The 24,088-nt window shown below is 66.2% G+C and carries 21 protein-coding genes; 5 read left to right on the forward strand and 16 right to left on the reverse strand.

All coding sequences use genetic code 11. The annotated features are described in order from the left end of the window. Positions 1 to 91: 91 nt before the first annotated feature. The 5 genes from pncB to L995_RS06985 all read left to right on the forward strand — a co-directional run bounded on the left by pncB (position 92) and on the right by L995_RS06985 (position 6,630). Positions 92 to 1,312, forward strand: a complete 1,221-nt coding sequence (gene pncB / locus L995_RS06965) for a nicotinate phosphoribosyltransferase (protein WP_047470511.1) — start codon at positions 92 to 94, stop codon at positions 1,310 to 1,312. A gap of 61 nt (positions 1,313 to 1,373) precedes the next feature. Further along, positions 1,374 to 2,801, forward strand: coding sequence for a sodium:proton antiporter (locus L995_RS06970; RefSeq protein ID WP_047218008.1), 1,428 nt, complete (start codon positions 1,374 to 1,376; stop codon positions 2,799 to 2,801). A gap of 37 nt (positions 2,802 to 2,838) precedes the next feature. After that, positions 2,839 to 3,846 (forward strand): 2-hydroxyacid dehydrogenase, encoded by a 1,008-nt coding sequence (locus L995_RS06975; protein ID WP_047470514.1) that lies wholly within the window; start codon positions 2,839 to 2,841, stop codon positions 3,844 to 3,846. A gap of 110 nt (positions 3,847 to 3,956) precedes the next feature. Continuing rightward, positions 3,957 to 5,447, forward strand: coding sequence for a DNA recombination protein RmuC (gene rmuC, locus L995_RS06980; protein ID WP_046238057.1), 1,491 nt, complete (start codon positions 3,957 to 3,959; stop codon positions 5,445 to 5,447). Position 5,448: 1 nt separating this feature from the next. After that, entirely contained in the window at positions 5,449 to 6,630 is a 1,182-nt protein-coding gene (locus L995_RS06985; protein WP_047470517.1) for an MFS transporter, read from the forward strand. A 70-nt stretch (positions 6,631 to 6,700) separates the two neighbouring features. Here the strand turns inward: L995_RS06985 and L995_RS06990 are convergent, their stop codons facing one another. The 16 genes from L995_RS06990 to serC all read right to left on the reverse strand — a co-directional run bounded on the left by L995_RS06990 (position 6,701) and on the right by serC (position 23,995). Next, positions 6,701 to 7,570 (reverse strand): LOG family protein, encoded by an 870-nt coding sequence (locus tag L995_RS06990; protein WP_016450495.1) that lies wholly within the window; start codon positions 7,568 to 7,570, stop codon positions 6,701 to 6,703. Positions 7,571 to 7,812: 242 nt separating this feature from the next. Beyond that, positions 7,813 to 8,199: a monovalent cation/H(+) antiporter subunit G gene (locus L995_RS06995; RefSeq protein ID WP_017404730.1), complete on the reverse strand. Its 387-nt coding sequence runs from the start codon at positions 8,197 to 8,199 to the stop codon at positions 7,813 to 7,815. Next, positions 8,196 to 8,474 (reverse strand): K+/H+ antiporter subunit F, encoded by a 279-nt coding sequence (locus L995_RS07000; protein ID WP_012206532.1) that lies wholly within the window; start codon positions 8,472 to 8,474, stop codon positions 8,196 to 8,198. Before L995_RS07000 ends, L995_RS06995 begins: the two co-directional genes overlap by 4 nt. Beyond that, entirely contained in the window at positions 8,471 to 8,962 is a 492-nt protein-coding gene (locus L995_RS07005; RefSeq protein ID WP_016450497.1) for a Na+/H+ antiporter subunit E, read from the reverse strand. The genes L995_RS07000 and L995_RS07005 overlap by 4 nt, the downstream gene beginning before the upstream one ends. Further along, complete coding sequence (locus L995_RS07010; RefSeq protein WP_047470521.1) at positions 8,959 to 10,755, reverse strand: monovalent cation/H+ antiporter subunit D; 1,797 nt, start codon at positions 10,753 to 10,755, stop codon at positions 8,959 to 8,961. Before L995_RS07010 ends, L995_RS07005 begins: the two co-directional genes overlap by 4 nt. Next, complete coding sequence (locus L995_RS07015) at positions 10,752 to 11,117, reverse strand: Na+/H+ antiporter subunit C (RefSeq protein ID WP_016450499.1); 366 nt, start codon at positions 11,115 to 11,117, stop codon at positions 10,752 to 10,754. The genes L995_RS07010 and L995_RS07015 overlap by 4 nt, the downstream gene beginning before the upstream one ends. Beyond that, positions 11,117 to 14,095, reverse strand: a complete 2,979-nt coding sequence (locus L995_RS07020; protein WP_016450500.1) for a monovalent cation/H+ antiporter subunit A — start codon at positions 14,093 to 14,095, stop codon at positions 11,117 to 11,119. Before L995_RS07020 ends, L995_RS07015 begins: the two co-directional genes overlap by 1 nt. A gap of 139 nt (positions 14,096 to 14,234) precedes the next feature. Continuing rightward, positions 14,235 to 14,636 (reverse strand): ComEA family DNA-binding protein, encoded by a 402-nt coding sequence (locus L995_RS07025; protein ID WP_016449520.1) that lies wholly within the window; start codon positions 14,634 to 14,636, stop codon positions 14,235 to 14,237. A gap of 260 nt (positions 14,637 to 14,896) precedes the next feature. Then, entirely contained in the window at positions 14,897 to 16,072 is a 1,176-nt protein-coding gene (gene lapB / locus L995_RS07030; protein WP_047470525.1) for a lipopolysaccharide assembly protein LapB, read from the reverse strand. Then, on the reverse strand, positions 16,062 to 16,379 hold the full coding sequence (locus L995_RS07035; RefSeq protein WP_047470529.1) for a LapA family protein: 318 nt from the start codon (positions 16,377 to 16,379) through the stop codon (positions 16,062 to 16,064). The genes lapB and L995_RS07035 overlap by 11 nt, the downstream gene beginning before the upstream one ends. A gap of 80 nt (positions 16,380 to 16,459) precedes the next feature. Further along, entirely contained in the window at positions 16,460 to 16,798 is a 339-nt protein-coding gene (locus L995_RS07040) for an integration host factor subunit beta (protein ID WP_017404723.1), read from the reverse strand. A 90-nt stretch (positions 16,799 to 16,888) separates the two neighbouring features. Next, positions 16,889 to 18,613: a 30S ribosomal protein S1 gene (gene rpsA, locus L995_RS07045; protein WP_255247313.1), complete on the reverse strand. Its 1,725-nt coding sequence runs from the start codon at positions 18,611 to 18,613 to the stop codon at positions 16,889 to 16,891. A 145-nt stretch (positions 18,614 to 18,758) separates the two neighbouring features. Beyond that, the gene (locus L995_RS07050) at positions 18,759 to 20,786 is read right to left on the reverse strand and encodes a bifunctional 3-phosphoshikimate 1-carboxyvinyltransferase/cytidylate kinase (RefSeq protein ID WP_047470532.1); all 2,028 of its coding nucleotides are present in this window, start codon (positions 20,784 to 20,786) and stop codon (positions 18,759 to 18,761) included. Between the two features lie 102 nt (positions 20,787 to 20,888). Beyond that, a complete protein-coding gene (locus L995_RS07055) occupies positions 20,889 to 21,767 on the reverse strand; it encodes a prephenate dehydrogenase (RefSeq protein ID WP_016449514.1) in 879 nt (292 codons plus the stop codon). After that, entirely contained in the window at positions 21,767 to 22,867 is a 1,101-nt protein-coding gene (gene pheA / locus L995_RS07060; RefSeq protein WP_016454364.1) for a prephenate dehydratase, read from the reverse strand. The genes L995_RS07055 and pheA overlap by 1 nt, the downstream gene beginning before the upstream one ends. Positions 22,868 to 22,885: 18 nt before the next feature. Continuing rightward, entirely contained in the window at positions 22,886 to 23,995 is a 1,110-nt protein-coding gene (gene serC, locus L995_RS07065) for a 3-phosphoserine/phosphohydroxythreonine transaminase (RefSeq protein WP_016454363.1), read from the reverse strand. Positions 23,996 to 24,088 lie beyond the last annotated feature (93 nt).

Raw genomic sequence — 24,088 nt, forward strand, 5'->3', positions numbered from 1 at the left:
GCCCGCTCGCAGCGCGGCAGCGTGTGTATGGCCTACACTCGAAAGCTGTCTGCCATCTGACCGCTGGGGCGCTTACCGCCCGGCTCTGTCCATGATCATCACCAGCCTGCTCGATACCGACCTGTACAAATTCACGATGATGCAGGTGGTGCTGCACCAGTTTCCCGGAGCACAGGTCGAGTACCGCTTCAAGTGCCGCAACCCCGGCGTGCAGCTCGCACCCTATGTGAACGAGATCCGCTCCGAGATCCGCTCGCTGTGCAGCCTGCGTTTCCAGGACGCGGAGCTGGCCTATCTGAGCTCGCTGCGCTTCATCAAGAGCGACTTCGTCGATTTCCTGGGCCTGTTCCACCTCAACGAGAAATGCATCACGGTGCAGGCGCTGCCCAATGGCGAGATCGACATCACCATCCGCGGGCCTTGGCTGCACACCATCCTGTTCGAGATTCCCGTGCTGGCCATCGTCAACGAGGTGTACTTCCGCAACACCCAGCCGGTGCCCGATTTTCCGGAAGGCCGGCGCCGTCTCGACGCCAAGATTGCGCTGCTGCAGCAGCCCGGCCTGGAGCAGCTCAAGATTGCCGACTACGGCACGCGCCGCCGCTTTTCGCGGGCCTGGCATGAAGAGGTGCTGCGCGTGCTGTGCGCACGCCTGGGCCGGCCCGGCGCATCCGTGGAGTCCGAAGGCCAGTTCGCCGGCACCAGCAATGTGCTGTACGCCATGAAGCTGGGCGTGCGGCCCCTGGGCACGCTGGCGCATGAATACCTGCAGGCCTGCCAGTCCCTGGGCCCGCGCCTGCGCGACAGCCAGATCTTCGGCTTCGAATCCTGGGCGCGCGAATACCGGGGCGACCTGGGCATTGCGCTGTCGGACGTCTACGGCATGTCGGCCTTCCTGCGCGATTTCGACCTGTACTTCTGCAAGCTCTTCGACGGTGCGCGCCACGACAGCGGCGACCCGTTCGAATGGGGCGAGCGGCTGCTGGCCCACTACCGTGCCAACCGCATCGATCCGCTGACCAAGACGCTGATCTTCAGCGACGGCCTGACGGTGCCGCGCACCATCGAGCTGTTCCAGCGCTTCCATGGCCGCTGCCAGCTGGCCTTCGGCATAGGCACCAACCTGACCAACGACCTGGGCGACGCGCCCGACCATGTGCCGCTGCAGATCGTCATCAAGATGACCCGCTGCAACGGCCAGCCCGTGGCCAAGCTCTCGGACACGCCGGGCAAGAGCATGTGCGATGACGAGAAGTACCTGGCCTACCTGCGCCAGGTGTTCGAGATTGCGCCGCCTGCGGCGCAGGCTTGATTGCGGCACCACCTGCCGCCAGGAGGGGACAGTGAATAGAGAACAAAGAGGAGACGGGACCATGAAGGCATTGCGCGGATTGCTGGCGCTGCTGGCCACCTGCGCGCCATCCTGGGCCCTGGCCGCCGATATCGACGGCGGCCAGCTTTCGGTACTTTGGGGCGTGCCGTTTGCGGGCATGCTGTTGTCCATCGCCCTGATGCCGCTGGCGGCGCCCCATTTCTGGCACCGGCATTTCGGCAAGGTGACGGCCGCCTGGGCGCTGGTCTTTCTGCTGCCCTTCGCAGCGGTGTTCGGCGTGGGCGCGGCCATGGCCAACCTGGTGCATGCCCTGCTGGCCGAATACCTGCCGTTCGTGATCCTGCTGACGGCGCTGTACACGGTGTCGGGCGGCATCTATGTGCGCGGCAATCTCAAGGGATCGCCGGGGCTGAACACGGCCATTCTGGCGATCGGCGCCGTGCTGGCCAGCTTCATGGGGACCACGGGCGCCTCGATGCTGCTGATCCGGCCGCTGCTGCGTGCCAACGACAACCGCAGGCACCAGGTGCATGTGGTGGTGTTCTTCATCTTCATCGTCTCCAATGCCGGCGGCTCGCTGACGCCGCTGGGCGATCCACCGCTGTTCCTGGGCTTTCTCAAGGGGGTGGATTTCTTCTGGACGGTACGCCACATCTTCACCGAGACGCTGTTCCTGGTGGGCGCGCTGCTGGCGCTGTTCTACGCGATCGATGCCTGGCTGCTGCGCAAGGCCGGCGAGGCGGATCTGCCCGATCCCACGCCCAGCGTCGATGCCTTGGGCCGCGCCAGCCGCCTGGGCTTTGATGGCGGCGTGAACTTCGTGCTGCTGCTGGCCGTGGTGGCACTGGTGCTGATGAGCGGCCTGTGGCGTACCGATGCCGGCCTGGTGCTGGCCGGCACGCATGTGGGCCTGCCGGGTCTGGTGCGCGATGCGGGCCTCGTCGCCGTGACTGTGCTGTCCCTCAGGCTCACGCCGCGCAGCGTGCACCAGGCCAATGAATTCGGCTGGGGGCCGATGCAGGAAGTGGCCAAGCTGTTCGCGGGCATCTTCCTGACCATCATTCCCGTGATCGCCATGCTCAAGGCGGGAACGGCCGGACCCTTCGGCGCCATCGTGGGGGCCGTGACGCGCGCCGACGGCACGCCCGATCCGCTGATGTATTTCTGGGCCACGGGCCTGCTGTCCTCGTTCCTGGACAACGCGCCGACCTACCTGGTGTTCTTCAATACGGCGGGCGGAGACGCCGCTCAGATGATGACGGCCATGGCCTCGACGCTGGCCGCCATCTCGGCGGGCGCGGTGTTCATGGGCGCCAACACCTATATCGGCAATGCGCCCAACCTGATGGTCAAGGCCATTGCCGAGGAGCGCGGCGTGAAGATGCCCAGCTTCTTCGGCTACATGGCCTGGTCGCTGTGCATTCTGGTGCCGCTGTTCGTATTGATGAGCTTCATCTGGTTCCGCTGAAGAACCGCCTAACGCCAAGACAAGGAAAGAGACAGACATGGCAAGCAAACCCCGCATCCTGATCGCCCGTGCCATCCCGCCCGAAGTGGTGCGCAAGCTGGAGCAGCACTTCGAGGTCGAGTCCAACCAGGATGACGTGGTCTGGAGCCCGCAGGAACTGGCCCGGCATCTGCAGGACAAGGACGGAGTGCTGACCACGGGCTCGCAGACCATCGATGCGGCGCTGCTGGCCGCCTGCCCGCGCCTGAAGGTGGTGGCCAACATGGCCGTGGGCTACAACAACTTCGACGTGCCTGCGATGACGGCTGCAGGTGTGCAGGGCACGAATGCCCCCGACGTGCTGACCGAGACCACGGCCGATTTCGGCTTTGCCCTGCTGATGGCCACGGCCCGCCGCGTGACAGAGAGCGAGCACTACCTGCGCGCAGGAAAGTGGAACTCCTGGCGCTACGACCTGTTTGCCGGCTCGGAAGTGCACGGCAGCACGCTGGGCATCATCGGCATGGGCCGCATCGGCCAGGGCATCGCCAAACGCGGGGCGCATGGCTTCGGCATGAAGGTGGTCTATCACAACCGCTCGCGCCTGTCGCCCGAGCTGGAGGCCGAATGCAAGGCCGGCTACGTGGGCAAGGATGAACTGCTGGCCATGGCCGACCATGTGGTGCTGGTGCTGCCCTACACCAAGGAAAACCACCACACCATAGGCGCGGCCGAGATCGCCCGGATGAAACCCACGGCCACGCTGATCAACATCGCGCGCGGCGGCATCGTCGATGACGCGGCGCTGGCCAGGGCACTGCGCGACAGGACCATTGCTGCAGCAGGCCTGGACGTGTTCGAGGGCGAGCCCTCGGTCCATCCCGACCTGCTGACCGTGCCCAACGTGGTGCTGACCCCGCACATCGCCAGCGCCACCATGGGCACGCGCAGCGCCATGGCCGAGCTGGCGGCCGACAACCTGATCGACTTCCTGTCCGGCAAGGTCCCGCGCACGCCCGTGAACCAGCCCGAAGCGGCGGCCGCCGGCGCGCGCGCCAAGGCCTGAACACCGTGTTGTGACAATCGCGGGAAGGCTGGCCGTGGCCGCTTCCCGCTGCATGGAGCGCAAGCAAAATCTTGACCCAGATATCCGGAGTGTGGTGGGCGGCCTGGGCCGTGCTGCTGTTGGGGCAGGCGGCCGTGATCTGGCTGCTGTGGAGGCGCTCGGCGCAGCGCGAGGACGGGGTGGCGCCCCAGCAGGTGCTGCAGGCGCTGCAGATGCTGGACGTGCGGCTGCAGCAGCTCGAGCGCGGTGCCCAGGCCACGCAGATGGCCGTGGCCAAGAGCGATGGCGGGCTGGACCGCGTGTCGCAGCAGCTGCAGGCCCATCTGGCCCAGGCCCAGCTCGATGCCCAGGCGGCGCGGCGCGAGCAGGGCGAGGCGCTGGCAGCCTTTCGCATGGAACTGGGCCGGCTCACCGTGCGCCTGGCCGCCGACAGCGCCCAGGCCCGCGAGGCCCAGGGCGAAAGCACGCAGCGCTTCAACGCCCATGTGCAGGAGCGCTTCGAGGCGCTGGCGCAGACCACGCGCAGCACGCTGGACTCCCTCAAGAATGACATCCAGCAGCAGCTGGGCGGACTGGCGCAATCCAGCCAGGTCCATGCCGAGCAGCTGCGCGGCACGCTCAACGAGCGGCTGGCCACCATCCAGTCGGACAACGCGGCGCGGCTGGAGGAGATGCGGCGCACGGTGGACGAGAAGCTGCATGCCACGCTGGAGCAGCGCCTGGGCGAATCGTTCAAGCTGGTCAGCGACCGGCTGGAGCAGGTGCACAAGGGCCTGGGCGAGATGCAGACGCTGGCCGGCAGCGTGGGCGATCTCAAGCGCGTGATGACCAATGTGAAGACGCGCGGCACCTGGGGCGAACTGCAGCTGGGCGCCATCATCGAGAACGTGCTCACGCCCGAGCAGTACGCGCGCAACGTCAAGACCGTGCCCGGCAGCGACGACATGGTGGAGTTCGCCATCCGCCTGCCCGGACGCAGCGACGAGACGCCGGTCTGGCTGCCCATTGACGCCAAGTACCCGGTGGAGCAGTACCAGCGCCTGCTCGACGCCCAGGATGCGGCGGACAAGGCGGCCATTGTCTCGGCAGGCAATGCCTTCGAGGCATCGATCAAGTTCGAGGCGCGCAAGATCCACGGCAAGTACGTGAGCCCGCCGCACACCACGGACTTTGCCGTGCTCTACCTGCCCACCGAAGGCCTGTTTGCCGAGGTCATGCGCCGCCCCGGCCTGGTCGAGGCCGTGCAGAACGGCTGCCGCGTGATGGTCACCGGCCCGGCCAACCTGGCCGCCATGCTCAGCAGCCTGCAGATGGGCTTCAAGACGCTGGCCATCGAAAAGCGCTCGTCCGAGGTCTGGGCGGTGCTCGGCCAGGTCAAGACCGAGTTCGCCAAGTTCGGCGAAGTGGTGGATGCCACGCGCAAGTCCATAGACGCGGCGGCCAAGCGCTTCGAGCAGGTGGGTGTGCGCACGCGCGCCATCCAGCGCCAGCTGCGCGACGTGCAGGAGTTGCCCGCGCCGACCTCTAGTGCAGCGCGGCCCGGCCTGCCGGATGACAAGGACGCAGCGGCCGGAATGGAGCCGGGATCGGAGCAGGATTGAGATGAACCTGGCCCTGTTCAAGGTCATCATGGCGCAGGTCAGCGTGCATGCCACCATGGCCGGCATGCGGCTGGCAGCGCCTTTGCTGGCGCTGCAGCAGGGCTATAGCGCGGCGGCCGTGGGCATCTTGCTGGCGCTGTTCGCGCTGACCCAGGTGTTCCTGGCGCTGCCGGCCGGGCGCTTCGCGGACAAGCATGGTTTTCGAAAGCCGTTTTTCCTGTCCATGCTGGCGGCCAGCGGGGGCTGCGCGCTGGCGCTGGCATTGCCGCTGTATCCGGTGCTATGCCTTGCGGCGTTGTTGTCGGGCGGAGCCAGCGGCGCCGTGGTGATTGCCGTGCAGCGCCATGCGGGCCGTGTCACCCACGATGCGGTGGCGCTCAAGAAGGTGTTCAGCTGGTTGGCCATAGGCCCGGCCATCTCCAACTTCATCGGGCCCTTCAGCACCGGGCTGCTGATCGATCACGCGAATTTTGGCGGCGAGGGCAGCACCATGGGCTACCGCGTCGCCTTCGGCCTGCTGGCCCTGGTGCCCGTGCTGGCCTGGAGCTGGGTGCGCCACACGCAGGAGCTGCCGCCCGTGCGTGCGCCCATAGGCGGCCCCAGGCAGCATGCCTGGGACCTGCTGCGCGACCGCAATTTCCGCAACCTGCTGCTGGTCAACTGGCTGCAGTCCGCATGCTGGGACGTGCACACCTTCGTGCTGCCGCTGCTGGGCCATGAGAAGGGCCTGAGTGCCTCGGTCATCGGAACGCTGCTGGGCATTTTTGCCGTGGCGGCCGCCGCCATCCGCCTGGCCATGCCGCTGGTGGCCGAGCGCTTGCGCGAAGGCGCCGTGATCTCCGGTGCCATGGCCATCACCGCCTTCGTCTTTGCGCTGTACCCCTTCATGGACTCGGCGCTGACCATGGGCATGTGTTCAGTGATGCTGGGTTTTTCACTGGGATCTGTGCAGCCCATGGTCATGAGCATGCTGCACCAGATCACGCCCGAGCACCGCCATGGCGAGGCACTGGGCCTGCGGCTCATGGCCATCAATGCCTCCAGCGTGGCCATGCCCGTGCTGTTCGGCTCGGCGGGGGCATTGATCGGCGTGTCTGCGCTGTTCTGGGTGGTGGGCGCGGCCGTGGCCTCGGGCATCCGCACGGCCTGGTTCATGGGGCTGACGCCGCGCAAGCCGGAATGAAAAAAAGCGACCTGCGCCTTGGTGCGCAGATCGCCTTGCGATGCGGTGGCGGCCTGCCGGCCGCTGCGGCTCACCAGCCGCCAGCGTGGAACTGCTTGATCAGCGCCCAGGCCTCGACCGGATCATCGGTATAGCGGAACAGCTGCAGGTCCTTGGGCGAGATCGTGCCTTCCTCGATCATCAGGTCGATGTTGAGCAGGCGCTTCCAGAACTCGGTGCCAAAAAGGATCACGGGCACCGAATGCGTCTTGCCGGTCTGCATCAGGGTCAGCACCTCGAACAGCTCGTCCAGCGTGCCGAAGCCGCCGGGGAAGGCCACCAGGGCCTTGGCGCGCATCATGAAATGCATCTTGCGCAGGGCGAAGTAGTGGAACTTGAAGCTCAGGTCCGGCGAGATGAAGCGGTTGCCGTTTTGCTCGTGCGGCAGCTCGATGTTCAGGCCGATGCTGGGCGCGCCCACGTCATGGGCGCCTCGGTTGGCCGCCTCCATGATGCCGGGGCCGCCGCCGGTGCAGATGTAGAGGCGCTCCTCGGGCGGCTGGTTCAGGCTGTCGGCGGCCACGATGCGCGTGAAGGCGCGGGCCTGTTCATAGCGGTGCGCATTGCGCACGGCGCGCTCGGCCAAGGCAACGCGCTGGGGATCGCCGCTGGCCTGTGCGTCGGCCAATTGCTGCTCGGCCTGCTCCAGGTCCACGAAGCGGGCGCTGCCATAGACCACGACGGTGTGCTCGATGCCGCGCTCGATCTGGGCCAGGTCCGGCTTGAGCAGCTCCAGCTGCATGCGGATGCCGCGGGTTTCGCGGCGGAACATGAATTCCGGGTCCGCGAAGGCCAGGCGATTGGAGTTCTGCTGCAATGCCATGCCGTTGTGTGCCTGGTTGTGAAGGGCCGACCAGCCGTTGGCCAGATCGGTATCGGTCAGGGGGGAAGAGATTTGCATGAACCCTCGTACACAGGAAAAACCAGGGCGGCCACGCCTGTGGCCGTTCCATCAAATACGTTGCCAGCGCAGATGATGACTGCACTATACGCTCACAAACTCATAGCCGCGGGGCTCGCGCACCGGGTGCTTTGGCGCATTGACGCAGCCGTGGGCGAATTCGTATGCTGGACAGTTGGCAGTAGGGCTTTTGCCTGCCGCTGCCTGCCGCATCGGCGGGTATTTTCAGGCCCGATTGCGCTTCAGACGTCCGGGTGTTCGGCCGGCTCGTTGCGCACGACGCTGCTCAGCGGCGGCGGCACGTCCTGGCCCGCACGGCGTGCGCGGAACAGGGCTGCACGCATCAGGAAGATGGTCGTGATGGGAACGGTCACCGAGATGAACACCGCAATCAGCAGCGCATGCACGGCCAGGCTCTGGCCGCTGACGGAAAAGTAGATCCAGGTGGCATGCATGATCAGCCAGCAGCCCATGGTGGCGATGATGGAAGGCGCATGCACGCGCTCGAAATAGCTGTCCAGGCGCCACAGGCCCATGGAGCCCAGAAAGGCGATGATGGCGCCGCCCAGCGCCAGCGCAGCCACCAGGATCTGGCACCACAGCGGCAGCGTGGTGGTTTCCGGCATCATTCGATCACCTCGCCGCGCAGCAGGAACTTGGCCATGGCCGTGGAGCCCACGCAGCCGAACAGCGCAACCAGCAGGGCGGCCTCGAAATAGCTGGTGCTGTCATAGATGATGCCCATCAGCAGCATGGCCAGCATGCCGTTCAAATACATGCAGTCCAGCGCCAGCACGCGATCCTGGGCGTGCGGGCCCTTGAGCAGGCGCAGCACGGCGCAGCCCATGGCGGCGACCAGCAGGCCCAGCGCGAACATCAAAGTCCAGTGGAACCAGGGCATCATTCGAAAATCTCCATCAGGGGGCGCTCGTAGGAGCGCTTGACGTGCTGGACGATCTCTTCGGGATCATCGACCTCCAGCACATGCAGCATGAGTTGGGAGCGGTCGCGCGAGATCTCGGCCCAGGCCGTGCCGGGCGTGATGCACACGATCATGGCGAGCACGGCCAGGCCGTTGGGGTCGCGCAGTTCCAGCGGGATGCGCACGAAGTTGGCCGGGTGCTTGCGCATGCCCGGAAACAGCATGAACCGCACGACGTTGAAGTTGGACACCGAGGTGTCCCAGACCACGCGCAGCCCCAGGCGCACGATGGTCAGCGGATGGCGCACGCGCACGGGCAAGGGGCGCAGGCCGCGCAGCAGCAGCGGCAGCAACAGGCCCAGCAAGGCGCCCAGCAGGATCTGGCCGCTGCTGAACGAGCGGTTGAGCAGCAGCCACAGCAGGAACAGCGCCACCGACAGCAGCGGCGCGGGCAGCAGGGTTTTCATCATCGGGAATCCTCCTTGCCGGCCGTTGGGCCTGCATCGCCTATGCCTGCGGGCATGGGGGCGCCGCTGGCCTGGGCAGCGGCGCGCGCGGCGCCTTCGGGGCCGGCTTCCAGCCGCGCCTTCTTTTCTGCCGGGCTCGGCTCCGGCTGCGTGCCCATGACGGAGCGCACATAGACATCGGGCGCCAGCAGCGCATCGGCCGCACGCTGCGTGTAGCCCATCAGCTGGCCACCCTGCACGGTGAGCGTCACGCAGCAGGCCAGCAGCACGGCGATGGGCAGGCCTTCGGCCACACGCAACGAGGGCGAGTTCTGCTCCTCGGTCGCCCAGAAATGGCGTATGCCGGCGCGCACCAGCGACAGCAGGGCCAGCAGCCCGGTGATGATCATCAGCGCCACCAGCACCCAGCCGGCCCAGCCGGCCTGGAAGCCGCTGGAGTTGCCCAGGCCCAGCGGGTTGAGCAGGGCAGACAGCATGGCGAACTTGCCCACAAAGCCCGAAAGCGGGGGCAGGCCGGTGACCACCAGGGTGGCCAGCATGAAGCTCAGGCCGATGAAGGCGGCCGCTGCGGGAATGGCGCGGCCGATCAGCACCTCTTCGGATTCGTCGAGGTTGAAGCCCTCCGTGGGCAGCAGTTCGGCGTTGAGGAAGGGAGCCTCGTCATCCTCATAGGGCTCGCCCGCATCGTCATCCACGCGCCAGCGGTCCACCACGTCGGCGATCAGAAACAGGGCGCTCACGGCCAGGGTGGAGCTGGGCAGGTAGTACAGCAGCCCGGCCGTCAAGGCGTTCTGGCCAAAGCCCGTGGCGGCCAGCAAGGTGCCCGAAGAGAGAACGGCCGCAAAGCCCGCGATATGCGTCAGCCGCTGCGAGCCCAGCATGCCCAGGCCGCCGAAGGCCATGGTCAGCATGCCGCCGACGATCAGCCAGGTGCTGCCGAACAGGGCGGAGGCGCCGGCCTCGGAGCTGAACAGCAGCGTCCACAGCCGCAGCACCACGTAGACGCCCACCTTGGTCATGAGCGCGAACACGGCGCCCACGGGAGCGGTGGCTGCGCTGTAGGCCGGCACCAGCCAGAAGTTCAGCGGCCACATGGCTGCCTTGGTCAGGAACGCAATGCCCAGGATGGCAGCGGCCGAATGCAGCAGCCCGCGGTCGTCGCTGCTGACCTGGGGGATGGCACGTGCCAGGTCGGCCATGTTCAGCGTGCCGGTCAGGCCGTAGAGCATGGACACGCCGATCAGAAACAGCGACGAGGCTGCAAGATTGATGGCGATGTAGTGCAGGCCCGCCTGGATGCGTGTCCGCCCGGAACCATGCAGGACCAGTCCATAGGAGGCCGCGAGCATGATCTCGAAGAACACGAACAGGTTGAACAGGTCCGCCGTGAGGAAGGCGCCGCTCAGGCCCATCAGCTGAAACTGGAACAGCGAGTGAAAGTGCATCCCCGCGCGGTGCCAGCGGGCGCTGGAGAAGACCAGCGAGGCCAGGGCCACCGTATAGGTCAGCACCAGCATCATGCCGGTCAGGCGGTCCAGTGCCAGCGAGATGCCGAAGGGCATGGGCCAGTTGCCCGGCATGTAGACGCCCAGGTTGACGGGCGCGCCGGCCTGGTCGGTCCACAGCATCAGCATCACGGCCACGCCCAGCCCCATCAGGGTGGATACCAGTCCAAGAGCGAATTTGAGGCGCTGGCGCTCTTCGCGCAGCAACAGCATCAGCGCTGCCGAAAGCATGGGCAGCACGATGGGCGCCAGCATCAGGTGCGGCATGAGACGGGCGGTCAGCTCGTTCATGGCATCTCCTGCTCGGTGCGGGAATGGGCTCCGTCCACATGGTCGGTGCCCGTGGTGCCGCGCGAGGCCAGCAGCACCACCAGGAACAGTGCCGTCATGGCAAAGCCGATCACGATGGCCGTGAGCACCAGCGCCTGCGGCATGGGGTCCGCATAGTGCGCAAGATCCTGCGGCACGCCGGCGCGCAGCACGGGCTCCTTGTCGATGGCCAGGCCCTGGCGGCCCATGCTGAAGATGAACAGGTTGACTGCGTAAGACAGCAGGGCCAGGCCCATGATGACCTGGTAGGTGCGTGGGCGCAGCAGCAGCCACACGCCCGAGCCCGTCAGTACGCCGATGGCAATGGCAAGCACGACTTCCATCAGAAACCTCCTCGTGCAAGCGCTGCAGCGGTGGCCTGCTGCACGGCAGCTTCGGCCTCTTCGGCCTGTTGCTGCTGCTCCTCCAGCAGACGGGCGTGGTAGCGGTGGCTGCGCACCGATTGGTGGGCGATGGCCGTCAGAATGAGCATGGTCGCGCCGACCACCAGCGAGAACACACCGATGTCGAAGAACAGGGCGCTGGCGAGATGCACGTCGCCGACGACTGGCAGGGTCATATGGAAGGTGTGGCTGGTGAGAAAGGGATAGCCGGCCACGATGGAGCCCATGCCGGTACCCAGTGCGAACAGCAGGCCGACACCGATCCATCGGCGCGGGAAGATCGGCAGGTGGGCCTCGACCCACTGCGTGCCGGAGATGATGTACTGCATCAGCAAGGCGACCGAGAACACCAGGCCGGCCACGAAGCCGCCGCCGGGCTCGTTGTGGCCGCGCATGAAGATGTAGACGGAAACCAGGGCGGCAAACGGCAGCAGCAGCCGCACCAGCACGGCGGGCACCATCAGGTAGCCCACGGCCGTATCGCCTGCGTTGCGCGGATTGAACAGATCGGTCTGCAGGTCGCCAGGCATGTAGCGCTGCTGCTCGGGCAGGTCCAGCGTCTCGCGGGCCGGGCGAAAGCGCCTGAGCAGCGCATAGACGACCAGGGCCACGATGCCCAGCACCACGATCTCGCCGAAGGTGTCGAACCCCCGGAAGTCCACCAGCATGACGTTGACCACATTGGTGCCGCCGCCATCGCTGAGCGCATGTTCCAGGAAGAAGGTGGAGGCCCCGTCATAGAAGGGGCGGCTCATCATGGCGAAGGCCAGCCAGGCCATGCCGCCACCTGCAACCAGCGACAGCAGCAGGTCACGCATGCGGCGCGAGCGGGCGCGCAGCTCGGCGGACAGCACGGGAATGTGCAGGCTTTTGTCGCGCTTGGGCATCCAGCGCAGGCCCAGCAGCATCAGCACCGTGGTGGCGACCTCGACGACCAGCTGGGTCAGCGCCAGGTCAGGCGCCGAGAACCACAGGAAGGTCAGGCAGGTGCACAGGCCGGCGCCGCCCAGCATGATCAGCGCCGTCAGCCGGTGGTACTTGGCCTTCCAGGCCGTACCCAGGGCGCAGAGAATGCCCACGGCCCACAGCATCACGAAGGCGGGCGACAGCGGCAGCATGCTCCGGTCTCCCAGCTTGATGCCTTGCAGCCACAGCGGCAGAACGCCCGCCAGCACGGCGGTGCAGACCAGCCACAACATCTGCCACTGCAGGCGCATGGTGGACAGGCGCCGGCGCGACCAGCGGCCCAGCAGGGACAGGCGGGCCAGCAGGTTCTCGAAAACACGCTGGCCGCTGAGCGTGCCCACCAGCGGCGCGGTATCCATATGGCCGGCCTGGCGCTGCCAGCGCAGCAGCATGTACAGCAGGATGCCGCCAATCAACGCCACAAGGCTCATGATCAAGGGCATGTTCCAGCCGTGCCAGATGGCCAGGCTGTACTCGGGCAGGTCGCCGCCGACCACGGGCGTGGCGGCCGCTGCAAGGAAGCTGCCCACCGCCCACGCCGGCAGCATGCCCACCACCAGGCAGGCCAGCACCAGCAGCTCGACGGGCACGCGCATCCAGTGCGGAGGCTCGTGCGGGTCGTGCGGCAGGTCGGTGGCCTTGGGGCCGAAGAAGACGTCGATGGTGAAGCGCAGCGAATAGGCCACGCTGAACATGCCCGCCACCGTGGCTGCCACCGGCAAGGCCGTGCGCACCCAGGGAGCGGCATCCAGGTAGACGGTCTCGGCGAAGAACATCTCCTTGGACAGGAAGCCGTTGAGCAGCGGTACGCCCGCCATGGCCGCGCTGGCCACGCAGGCCAGCGTGGCCGTGATGGGCATCATGTGCCGCAGGCCCGAAAGCCGGCGGATGTCGCGCGTGCCGCTTTCATGGTCGACGATGCCCGCGGCCATGAACAGCGAGGCCTTGAAGGTCGCGTGGTTCATGATGTGGAACACCGCAGCCACGGCGGCCAGCTTGCTGTTCAGACCCAGCAGCAGCGTGATCAGGCCCAGGTGGGAAATCGTCGAATAGGCCAGCAATCCCTTGAGATCGTGCTGGAACATGGCCAGATAGCCGCCGATGAGCAGGGTTGCCGCGCCGGCTCCGCCCACCAGCCAGAACCAGGCATCGGTATCGCCCAGCACGGGCCACATGCGCGCCAGCAGGAACACGCCGGCCTTGACCATGGTGGCGGAGTGCAGATAGGCCGACACCGGCGTGGGCGCGGCCATGGCGTGCGGCAGCCAGAAGTGGAAGGGGAACTGCGCACTCTTGGTCAGCGCGCCCAGCAGGATCAGCACCAGGGCGATCAGGTACAGCTGGTGGTCACGCACCTGCTGGCCGGCGATGAGCACGTTGTCCAGGTCATAGCTGCCCACGATGTGGCCCAGCACCAGCATGCCGGCCAGCATGGCCAGGCCGCCTGTGCCCGTCACCGTCAGCGCCATGCGCGCGCCGCGGCGTGCATCCTTGCGATGGTGCCAGTATCCGATCAGAAGAAAGGAGAAGAGGCTGGTCAGCTCCCAGAAGAAGGCAATCTGGATGATGTTGCCCGACAGCACCACGCCCGCCATCGCGCCCATGAAGGCCAGAAAGAAAGAGAAAAAGCGCGGCACTGGATCGGCCGGCGACATGTAGTAGCGCGCATACAGCACGACCAGCGAGCCTATGCCCAGCACCAGCATGCAGAACATCCAGGCAAAGCCGTCCATGCGGATCACCAGGTTCAGTCCCAGTGCCGGCAGCCACTCGATCTCCTGGCGCAGCACTTCCCCATCGGCGATCTGTGGAAACAGCAATGCGGTCTGTATGGCACAGCCCAATGCGATCACGCCGGCCAGAGTCGACTCCGTATTGCGCGCATTGGCGGGCAGCATTGCGGCAATCAGGCTGCCGATGAAGGGTAGGAGTATGAGGGTGATCAGGGGCATGGGCGGTCCATTTTACGGGCAAGGTTTTTTGCTTCGCTATGAAAACCTGAGCATGTTTCAGGCTATGGCCGCGCATACCCCGAGGGTCGTACGCATGAAAAACCCGCCGAAGCGGGTTGGATAGAGACAGTTCGCGTCTTCAGGAGGCCGAGCCGGCCTTGGCTGGAGTGGCCGGCTTTGCCGCCTGCTCCTTGGTCGGCTTGGCGCCCTGGGCCGCCGTGTCCTTGCCCCCCTTGGCCGCAGTGTCCTTGGCATCAGGCTTGGCGCTGTGGCCTTTGTAGCTGCTGCCGTTGACAGTCAGGCCTTCGCCCGAAAACTTGGTGGCTGTCGGTTCCGCCACACCCTTGACCCGTGCGATGAAGTCGGGCCAGTCCTTGAAGGGGGCGGATTTGCGTTCCTCGAGAATGCGTGCCGACATGGCCGGGCCTATGCCCTTGATGGATGTCAGTTCGGCTTCATTCGCCTTGTTGGCTTCCACAGCGGCCAAAGCCATCACGGACCACAGCAGCGCAATGAAGCCAGCCATCAATTTTCTGAACATACAAACCTCCTGATCCCTCAATGTTGAGGGCCGCAACATTGCGACCCAGAAGCATCTTATGCAGGCCTCTGGCGTGCCGCCAGGCAGTCGCGGGCTCCAGGAGGCCGGCGCAGGCACGGCCGCACGCGCCCAAAGCCAATGGCCACGCGCCCTCCAGGGCGGTTTCTAGGAATACTCTGAAAATACACTGGCCATGCCGTGTTTGCCAATGGGGGTGACGCGGTGCCGGGGATATGGCCGCCTTTCGCCACCCCGGCCCATCACAGCTCCTCGACGCGCCGGGCCGGGTAGCTGTCCCAGCTCTGGCAGCCGGGGCAGTGCCAGAAATGCTGGCGCGCCTCGAAGCCGCAGGCCGCGCAGCGGTAGCGGGTCAGCGGTTTGGCGGCGTGGTCCAGCGCGCGTTGCACGGCTGGGTGGTATTGCTCCTCGGACAGTTTCTCGCCAGCCAGCCACTGCGCAGCAGCCACCAGGGAAGGTTCCCGGTCCAGATGCTGGACCAGGCGGGCGCGTCCCGGTGCCTTGGTTTCACCATCGGTGCTCTGTTCTTCAATTTGAGCGTCCAGCGCAACCAACGCCTGCAGCAGGTCCAGCGAAGGTGCCTGGGCGTATTGCTGGCTGAGCAGCTGGTGGACATGCTGGCGTTGGCCTGTGGCGGCTGCGATGTCCACCAGCAACTGGGCTGCCAGCGGCAGCGCGGCGGGGGACTGCTCGGCCAGGCTTTCCAGCGTTTGCAAGGCCTGGGCCGATTGCCCCATGCGATGCTGCAACTGGGCATGCTCCAGGCGCGGTCGCGCAGCCTGGGGTGCTGTGGTGATGGCTTGCTGCAGCCGCTGCAGCGCCTCGGCCTGCTGGCCCTGCGTGAGCAAGGACTGGGCGTCTTCGCACAGGTAGTGCGCCAGCCGGCCACTGAAGTCCCCCTGGTTGGCATCCTGCATGCGGCGAGCAATGGCGGCGGCCTGTGTCCAGTCGCGCGAGCGCTCGTAAATGGCCAGCAGGGCCAGGCGGGCCTCGGCCTCGAAGGCCGTGCCTTCCAGGCGGCGCAGCGCGTCCTCGGCGCGATCGAGCAGGCCTGCCTTCAGAAAGTCCTGGGCCAGCGCGTGCTGGGCGCGGTCGCGGTCCACGCGGCTGAGGTCGCCGCGCGACAGCAGGTGCTCATGCACGCGCACGGCGCGGTTGTATTCGCCGCGGCGGCGAAAGAGATTGCCCAGGGCGAAGTGCAACTCCGAGGTGTCGGGGTCGTTCTGCACGGCTTCGATGAAGGCGTCGATGGCCTTGTCCTGCTGCTCGTTGAGCAGGAAGTTCAGGCCCTTGAAATAGGCCTTGGGTGCCTGGCGGTTTTCGGCGCGAATCTGCCTCAGGTCCCAGCGCGAGGCCAGCCAGCCCAGCACGAAGGCCATGGGCAGGCCCAGCAGTATCCAGCTCAGATCAAATTCCATGCACGTCGCCCGGCAGGATGGGGGAGGGGGGCGCCTTGGGCGCCGTGGATGGCGCCGCTCCTTCGGCTGCAGGCGCGGGGACCTGGGTCGAGCGCGCGGCATTGCGGTGCTTGAGCCAGCGCGGCACCATGCCCAGCACGCCCACGATCAGGCCCAGGGCGAAGGCCGCCAGCACCACCAGTACCAGCGGCGCAGTCCAGGAGGTGCCGAAGAAGAAGTGCACCGTCGCGTCCTGCTGGTTGTTCAGTGCGAAGGCGAACAGCGTAAAAAAAATGGCCGCCTTGAGCAGCCACAGGAAGTACTTCATGTGTTCCCTTGTGTGACGGGAACGATTCTAGAGCCTGGCGGTGACGACGGCTGCAGTGCGCGCAGCCGGCAAGCCGGCTTTCAGGCGGCAGGGCCGGTGCCTGCGGAGCTGGCGGCAACCGTGTCGGGCGCCGCGCCGGGGCGCAGGTCCACGGCTTCGCGCAGGGCCTTGCCGGGCTTGAAGTGCGGCACGCGCTTGGACGGAATGTGGACGGCCTCGCCGCTGCGGGGATTGCGGCCCATGCGGGGCGGGCGGTGGTTGACCGAGAAACTTCCAAAGCCGCGGATTTCGATGCGATGGCCGCGCACCAGGGCATCGCTGACGGCGTCAAGAATCGTCTTGACGGCCTGCTCGGCGTCGCGCTGGCTCAGTTGGCCAAAGCGTGCTGCGAGTTCTTCGACGAGATCGGATCGGGTCATCAAGGATAGGAATCAGGGGTTGAAATGGCGACGGGCGCCCGGAGGCACCCGTCGCATCCGACCTTCAGCGGTCAGCAGACTGGCTGCTGATTACTTGTCGGAGTTGTCCAGCTTGGCGCGCAGCAGGGCGCCCAGGCTGGTCGTGCCGGCGTTTTCCTTGGCCGACTGGGCGGACAGGGAAGCCATGGCTTCTTGCTGGTCAACCTGGTCCTTGGCCTTGATCGACAGCTGGATGTTGCGGGTCTTGCGATCCACATTGACCACCACGGCGGTGATCTCGTCGCCTTCCTTCAGCACCGAGCGGGCATCTTCCACGCGGTCAACGGCGATTTCCGAAGCGCGCAGGTAGCCGACGATGTCTTCGCCCAGGTCGATTTCAGCACCGCGTGCGTCCACCGTCTTGACCTTGCCCGACACGATCTGGCCCTTGTCGTTCACGGTCACGAAGGTCGTGAAGGGATCGCTGTCCAGTTGCTTGATGCCCAGGGAGATGCGCTCGCGCTCGACGTCCACGGCCAGCACGATGGCTTCGACTTCCTGGCCCTTCTTGTAGTTGCGCACGGCAGCTTCGCCGGGCTCGTTCCAGGACAGGTCGGACAGGTGCACCAGGCCGTCGATGCCGGCAGCCAGACCCACGAACACGCCGAAGTCGGTGATCGACTTGATCGGGCCCTTGACGCGGTCGCCGCGCTTGGTGTTCTGCGCGAACTCTTGCCAGGGGTTGGCCTTGCACTGCTTCATGCCCAGCGAGATGCGACGCTTGTCTTCGTCGATCTCCAGCACCATGACTTCGACTTCGTCACCCAGGGTCACGAGCTTGGTCGGAGCAATGTTCTTGTTGGTCCAGTCCATTTCGGAGACGTGCACCAGGCCTTCGATGCCGGGTTCCAGCTCGACGAACGCGCCGTAGTCGGCAATGTTCGTGACCTTGCCGAACAGGCGGGTGCTCGAGGGGTAGCGGCGCGAAACGCCCATCCACGGGTCGTCGCCCATTTGCTTCAGACCCAGCGAGACACGGTTCTTCTCGGTGTCGAACTTGAGGATCTTGGCCGTGATTTCCTGGCCAGCCTGCACGACTTCCGAAGGATGACGCACGCGGCGCCATGCCATGTCGGTGATGTGCAGCAGGCCGTCGATGCCGCCCAGGTCCACGAACGCACCGTATTCGGTGATGTTCTTGACCACGCCTTGAACGATGGCGCCTTCCTTCAGCGTCTCCATCAGCTTGGCGCGCTCTTCGCCCATCGAGGCTTCGACCACGGCGCGGCGGCTCAGCACCACGTTGTTGCGCTTGCGGTCCAGCTTGATGACCTTGAACTCCATCGTCTTGTTTTCGTACGGAGTCAGGTCCTTGATCGGACGGGTGTCGATCAGCGAACCGGGCAGGAAGGCGCGGATGCCGTTGACCAGCACCGTCAGACCGCCCTTGACCTTGCCGGAGGTCGTGCCGGTCACGAATTCGCCCGATTCCAGGGCCTTTTCCAGAGCCAGCCACGAGGCCAGGCGCTTGGCGGTGTCGCGCGACAGGATGGTGTCGCCGTAGCCGTTTTCGATCGAGCCGATGGCGACCGACACAAAGTCGCCCACCTGGACTTCGATTTCTCCCTGGTCGTTCTTGAATTCGTCGATCGGCACATAGGCTTCCGACTTCAGGCCAGCGTTCACGACGACGAAGTTGTGCTCGACGCGCACGACTTCAGCGGTGATGACCTCGCCAGGACGCATTTCCGTGCGTTGCAGCGATTCTTCAAACAGGGAGGCAAAAGATTCAGACATGTATTTCCTTGCCCGCAAACAGGTTTCCGTTGGCACCATTGCCAAGCGTTTCTAGGACTGTTTGCGGAGGTGTTGTGGGTTCAACCACGGGGTTGGAGTCTATGAACCTCGGGCCGTACACGGGGCGGTGCCGCCATGTCTGGGCCCTGAGGGCGGGTTGCCGACCGTGCGGCGCAACTGGCAATCAGTCGCGGCCGAACGGCTGGCGTTCCTGCCACCATGAAAGCACCTGCTCTGCCACCTCTTCGATGGAAAGCTCGGAGCTGTCAAGCAGCATGGAATCCTGGGCGGGCTTGAGGGGTGCAACGCTGCGGTTCATGTCCCGCGCATCGCGTGCTTCAAGGTCTGCCCGAAGGGCGCTTATGTTAGCGGCAATTCCTTTGGAAATCAACTGCTTATGCCGGCGCTCGGCGCGACAGGCGGCGGAGGCCGACAAATAGACCTTGAGGGGAGCATGGGGAAAGATCACCGTGCCCATGTCGCGGCCGTCGGCGACCAGCCCCGGCAGCTGCTGGAAGGACAGTTGCAGGTCCACCAGTGCATCGCGCACGGCCGGCAGGGCCGAGACGCGCGAGGCGTTCATGCCCGACTCCTCGCTGCGCAGGATCAAGGTGACATCCTCGTCGCCCAGCCAGATGCGCTGCTCGGCATCAAAGCGCACGGGCAGCGCGCGCGCCAGCGCGGCAATCTGCGGGGCGTGGGATTCGTCCAGCACCATGCCGGCCCGCGACGCGGCCAGTCCTGTGAGGCGGTACAGCGCGCCTGAGTCCAGCAGGTGGTAGCCCAGGGCCTCGGCCACCTCGGCGGCGATGGTTCCTTTGCCGGAGGCGGTGGGGCCATCGATGCAGATCACGGGGATGCACGCACGGGCCGTCTCGCAGACCGAGAACAGGGCCTCGAAGTAGTCGGGGAAGGTCTTGGCGACGCACTTGGGGTCTTCGATGCGCACCGGCAGGGCGGCCGGGTTGAAGGCCGCCAGCGAGAAGCACATGGCCACCCGGTGATCGTCGTAGGTGTGGATGCTGGCCGCGCGCCATGCGGCGGTGGATGCGGGTGGTGTGACGCGGATGAAGTCCGCGCCTTCCTCGACTTCGGCGCCCAGCTTGCGCAGCTCCTTGGTCATGGCCGCGATGCGGTCGGTCTCCTTGACGCGCCAGCTTGCGATGTTGCGCAGCGTGGTCGTGCCATCGGCATACAGAGCCATGACGGCCAGCGTCATGGCGGCATCGGGGATGTGGTTGCAGTCCAGGTCGATGGCCTTGAGCGGCCAGGCGCCACGGCGGATGCGCAGCCAGTTCGGGCCTCCCTCCACCTCGGCGCCCATTGCGCGCGCGGCTTCGACAAAGCGGATATCGCCCTGGATGGAATCCAGTCCCACGCCGAGGATACGGATGCCTTCGGCGCTGTCCGAGGCGATGGCGCCCAGTGCGATGAAGTAGCTGGCCGACGAGGCGTCTGCCTCGACATGGATCTCGCCCGGCGAGCGGTAGCGACTGCCGGCCGGGATGGTGAAGCGCTGCCAGTTCTCGTTGTGCACGGCGATGCCGAAGCGGGCCAGCAACTCCAGCGTGATATGGATGTAGGGCTTGGAGATCAGCTCGCCCACGACTTCGATGGTGATGTCGCGCGTGGTGGCCAGCAGCGGCAGTGCCATCAACAGCGAGGTCAGGAACTGGCTGGAGACATCGCCACGCACCTGGATGGGGCTGTGCGGCAGCTGCGAGAAATCGGGCTGGCGGATGTGCAGCGGAGGAAAGCCCTCGTTGCCCAGGTAGTCGATGCGGCAGCCGAGCTGTCGCAGCGCATCGACCAGATCGCCGATGGGGCGCTCATGCATGCGCGGCACACCGCTGAGTTGGAAGTCGCCGCCCAGCACGGACAGGGCTGCCGTCAGCGGCCGCATGGCCGTGCCGGCGTTGCCCATGAACAGCTCGGCACTGGCGCCGGAGGGCAGGACGCCGCCCAGGCCGGTGATGCGCACAGGCTTGCCGAGGGTGATGGTCGCGGGCTCCACCGTGCAGCCCAGTTGCTGCAGGGCCTGGAGCATGACGCGCGTGTCGTCCGAGTCAAGCAGGTCGTGGACCACGGTCGTGCCCTGGCTCAGCGCTGCCAGCAGCAGCACGCGGTTCGAGATGCTCTTGGAGCCTGGCAGGCTCACCGTGCCCTGAGCGCGGGAAAGAGGGGGGATATCGAGGAAGGCGGTACTGAACATGGCAATTCGGAGGCAAACAGGCTGTCGGAAGGCATTGCGGCCGCGCTGGCCGCAATCCACAGATGCGCTCGGGGGCGCTTGGAGCGCGGCCGGCGTTGCGCGTCAGCGGCGCGGTACGCCCATGCGCCAGTGGGCACGCGCCGCGCTGGCCAGGGTCAGGTGGTCTTCCAGGCCTTGGCCGTCGCCGGCCTGGATCAGGCATTCGAGTTGCTGCAGCGCCTGCTGGAACTGGCGCGACTGCGCCAGCACCTGTTCGCTGTTGGCCAGCAGCACATCGCGCCACATCTTGGGGTCGCCTGCTGCAATGCGCGTGAAGTCACGGAAGCCGGGGCCGGCCAGGGACAGCACCTCATCGGAATCGGGCTGGGTGATCACGCTTTGCATCATGGCGAAGGCCAGCAGATGCGGCAGGTGGCTGACCGTGGCAAAGGCGCTGTCGTGGGCTTCTGGCGACATGGCGCGCACGCGGCAGCCCAGCAGCTCCCACAGGGACTGGGCCTTTTGCAGGTGCTCGGTCAGTGTGCGTTCCGTGGGCGTCAGGATGACCTGTGCGCCCTTGTACAGCTGGGGGTCGGAATGCTCGACGCCCGAGACTTCCTTGCCCGCAATGGGATGGGCCGGCACGAAGGAGCCGAGCTGGTCGCGCAATGCCGAGCGGGCGGCATGCACCACATCGACCTTGGTGGAGCCCACGTCCATGATCATCATCCCGGGCGTGACCAGGTGCTTGATGGACTTGAGCGTGGCCTCGGTGGCCGCCACGGGCACCGCCAGCAGCACCAGGTCTGCGCCGGCGGCGGCCAGCAGGGCCGAGGGTGCCTCCACATCGATGACGCCCATCTGGCGTGCGCGCTCGGTGGTAGACGGGGATTTGCTGTAGCCCACGACACGCTTGACCAGCCCGGCCTGCTTGAGCGCCAGCGCGAACGAGCCGCCCATGAGGCCGCAGCCGATCAACCCCAGTTGTTCGAACGGCTGCATCACTTGGAGACCGGATAGGTGCCCAGCACCTTGTAGAAGGCGCACAGCTCGCGCAGCTCCTGCAGCGCGCTGGCCACGTTGGGCTGGGCCGGGTGACCTTCGAGGTCGATGTAGAAGTAGTACTCCCACTGGCCGGTGCGTGCGGGGCGCGATTCGAAGCGCGTCATGGAGACGCCGTGCCGCTTGAGCGGTACCAGCAGGTCATGCACGGCGCCGGGACGGTTGGGCACGGAGATGATGATGCTGGTGCAATCCTGCCCGCTGGGTGCGGGCGTCGCCAGCGTATGCGGCAGGCAGATGACGGCGAAGCGCGTACGGTTGTAGGCATCGTCCTGAATGGCATGCGCCACCACGTGCAGGCCGAATTGCTGGGCCGCGCGTTCGCTGGCCAGGCCGGCGATGTCGGGGTGCAGCGCCGCCAGGCGGGCGCCTTCGGCGTTGCTGGACACCGGGCGGCGTTCGGCATGTGGCAGATGCTTGGACAGCCAGCCCTGACATTGGGCCAGGGCCTGGGGGTGAGCTGCAACCACCTTGATGCCTTCGGTCGTGTTGGTGCTGCGCAGCAGGTTGTGGCGCACCAGCAGGCTGACCTCTCCCACCACGTGGCAGGGCGTATGCAGGAACATGTCCAGCGAGCGCGTGACCACGCCTTCGTTGGAGTTCTCCACGCCCACCACTCCGTACTGCGCGCTGCCCGCGGCCGTGGCGTGGAAGACCTCGTCGAAGCTGTTGCAGTACATCAGGTCGGCCGCGCCGCCGAAATACTGGATGGCCGCTTCCTCGCAGAACGTGCCCGCCGGGCCCAGCACGGCCACGCGCTGGGGTGACTCCAGTGCCAGGCAGGCCGACATGATCTCGCGCCAGATGGCCGAGACATGGGCGTTCTTGAGCGGGCCGGGGTTGGCGGACTCGATCTTCTGGATGACCTGGGCCACGCGGTCAGGGCGGAAGAAGGGCGTGCCTTCCCGCTTCTTGACCTCGCCGACCTGCTCGGCCACGCGGGCGCGTCGGTTCAGCAGATCCAGCAGTTGCTGGTCGATATCGTCGATCTGCACGCGCAGATGCGCCAGATCGGGAGAGGCTTGGGGTGGGGTGCTCATGGAAGGGGGTGTGGTCGGTCAGGCGTTGCGCTGTTCGAATTCGCGCATGTACTCCACCAGCGCCTGCACGCCAGCGATGGGCATGGCGTTGTAGATGCTGGCACGCATGCCGCCGACGGACTTGTGGCCCTTGAGTTGCAGCAGGCCGCGTTCCCGGGCTCCGGCCAGGAAGGCGTCATTGCGCGACTCGTCGCGCAGGAAGAAAGGGATGTTCATGCGCGAGCGGCAATTGGCAGCGACCTTGTTCACGTAGAACGAGGACTGGTCCACGTACTGGTAGAACAGGTCGGCCTTGGCGATATTGCGCGCCTGCAGGGCCGCCACGCCGGTCAGGCCGCCTTCGGTCTGGCGCTTGATCCACTGGAAGGTCAGGCCCGCGATGTAGATGCCCCAGGTGGGCGGCGTGTTGTACATCGACTGGTTGTCGGCCACGGTCTTGTAGTCGAAAGCCGAAGGGCAGGCGGGCAGGGCGTGGCCCAGCAGGTCCTCACGCACGATGACCAGGGTCAGGCCGGCCGGGCCCAGGTTCTTTTGCGCACCGCCAAAGGCCAGGCCCACGCGGCTCCAATCGACGGGGCGCGAGGCCACGTGCGAGGAGAAATCCACCACCAGCGGAGCATCGCAGCCCAGCGCCTTCAGGTCGGGCAGTTCCTGGAACTCCACGCCATGGATGGTTTCGTTGCTGCAGATGTGCACGTAGCTGGCGCCACGGCTCAGTTGCCAGCTTTCGGGGGCGGGCAGGGTGGTGAATTGGCTGTCCTCGCCGCTGGCTGCGATGTGTGCATCGGCCACGTACTTGCGTGCTTCCTTGGCCGACTTCTGGCTCCAGCTGCCGCTGAGCACGAAGTCCACCGTGCCGGCGCGCGACAGGTTCAGCGGAACGATGGCGTTCTCGGCCAGGCCGCCGCCCTGCATGAACAGGATCTTGAATTCGGGCGGCACGGCCAGCAGCTCGCGCAGATCGGCCTCGGCCTGTTCGTAGATGGAGATGAACTCCTTGCCGCGGTGGCTCATCTCCATCACGCTCATGCCGGACCCGTGCCAGTCGAGCATTTCGGCGGCTGCCTGCTGCAGCACTTCGGCGGGAATGGCGGCAGGGCCGGCGGAGAAGTTGTAAGGGCGGTTCATGGAGTTCACTGTCAAGTCACGCGCAGGCGCCAGGTCGGGCAGGGCCTGCAACTGTCAAAAATCTGGGCCGCCGCTACGGCTGCGCTCCCGGTG

Origin of the sequence: Delftia sp. ZNC0008 (assembly GCF_000799035.1) — a bacterium.
Classification (GTDB): domain Bacteria; phylum Pseudomonadota; class Gammaproteobacteria; order Burkholderiales; family Burkholderiaceae_C; genus Comamonas; species Comamonas tsuruhatensis.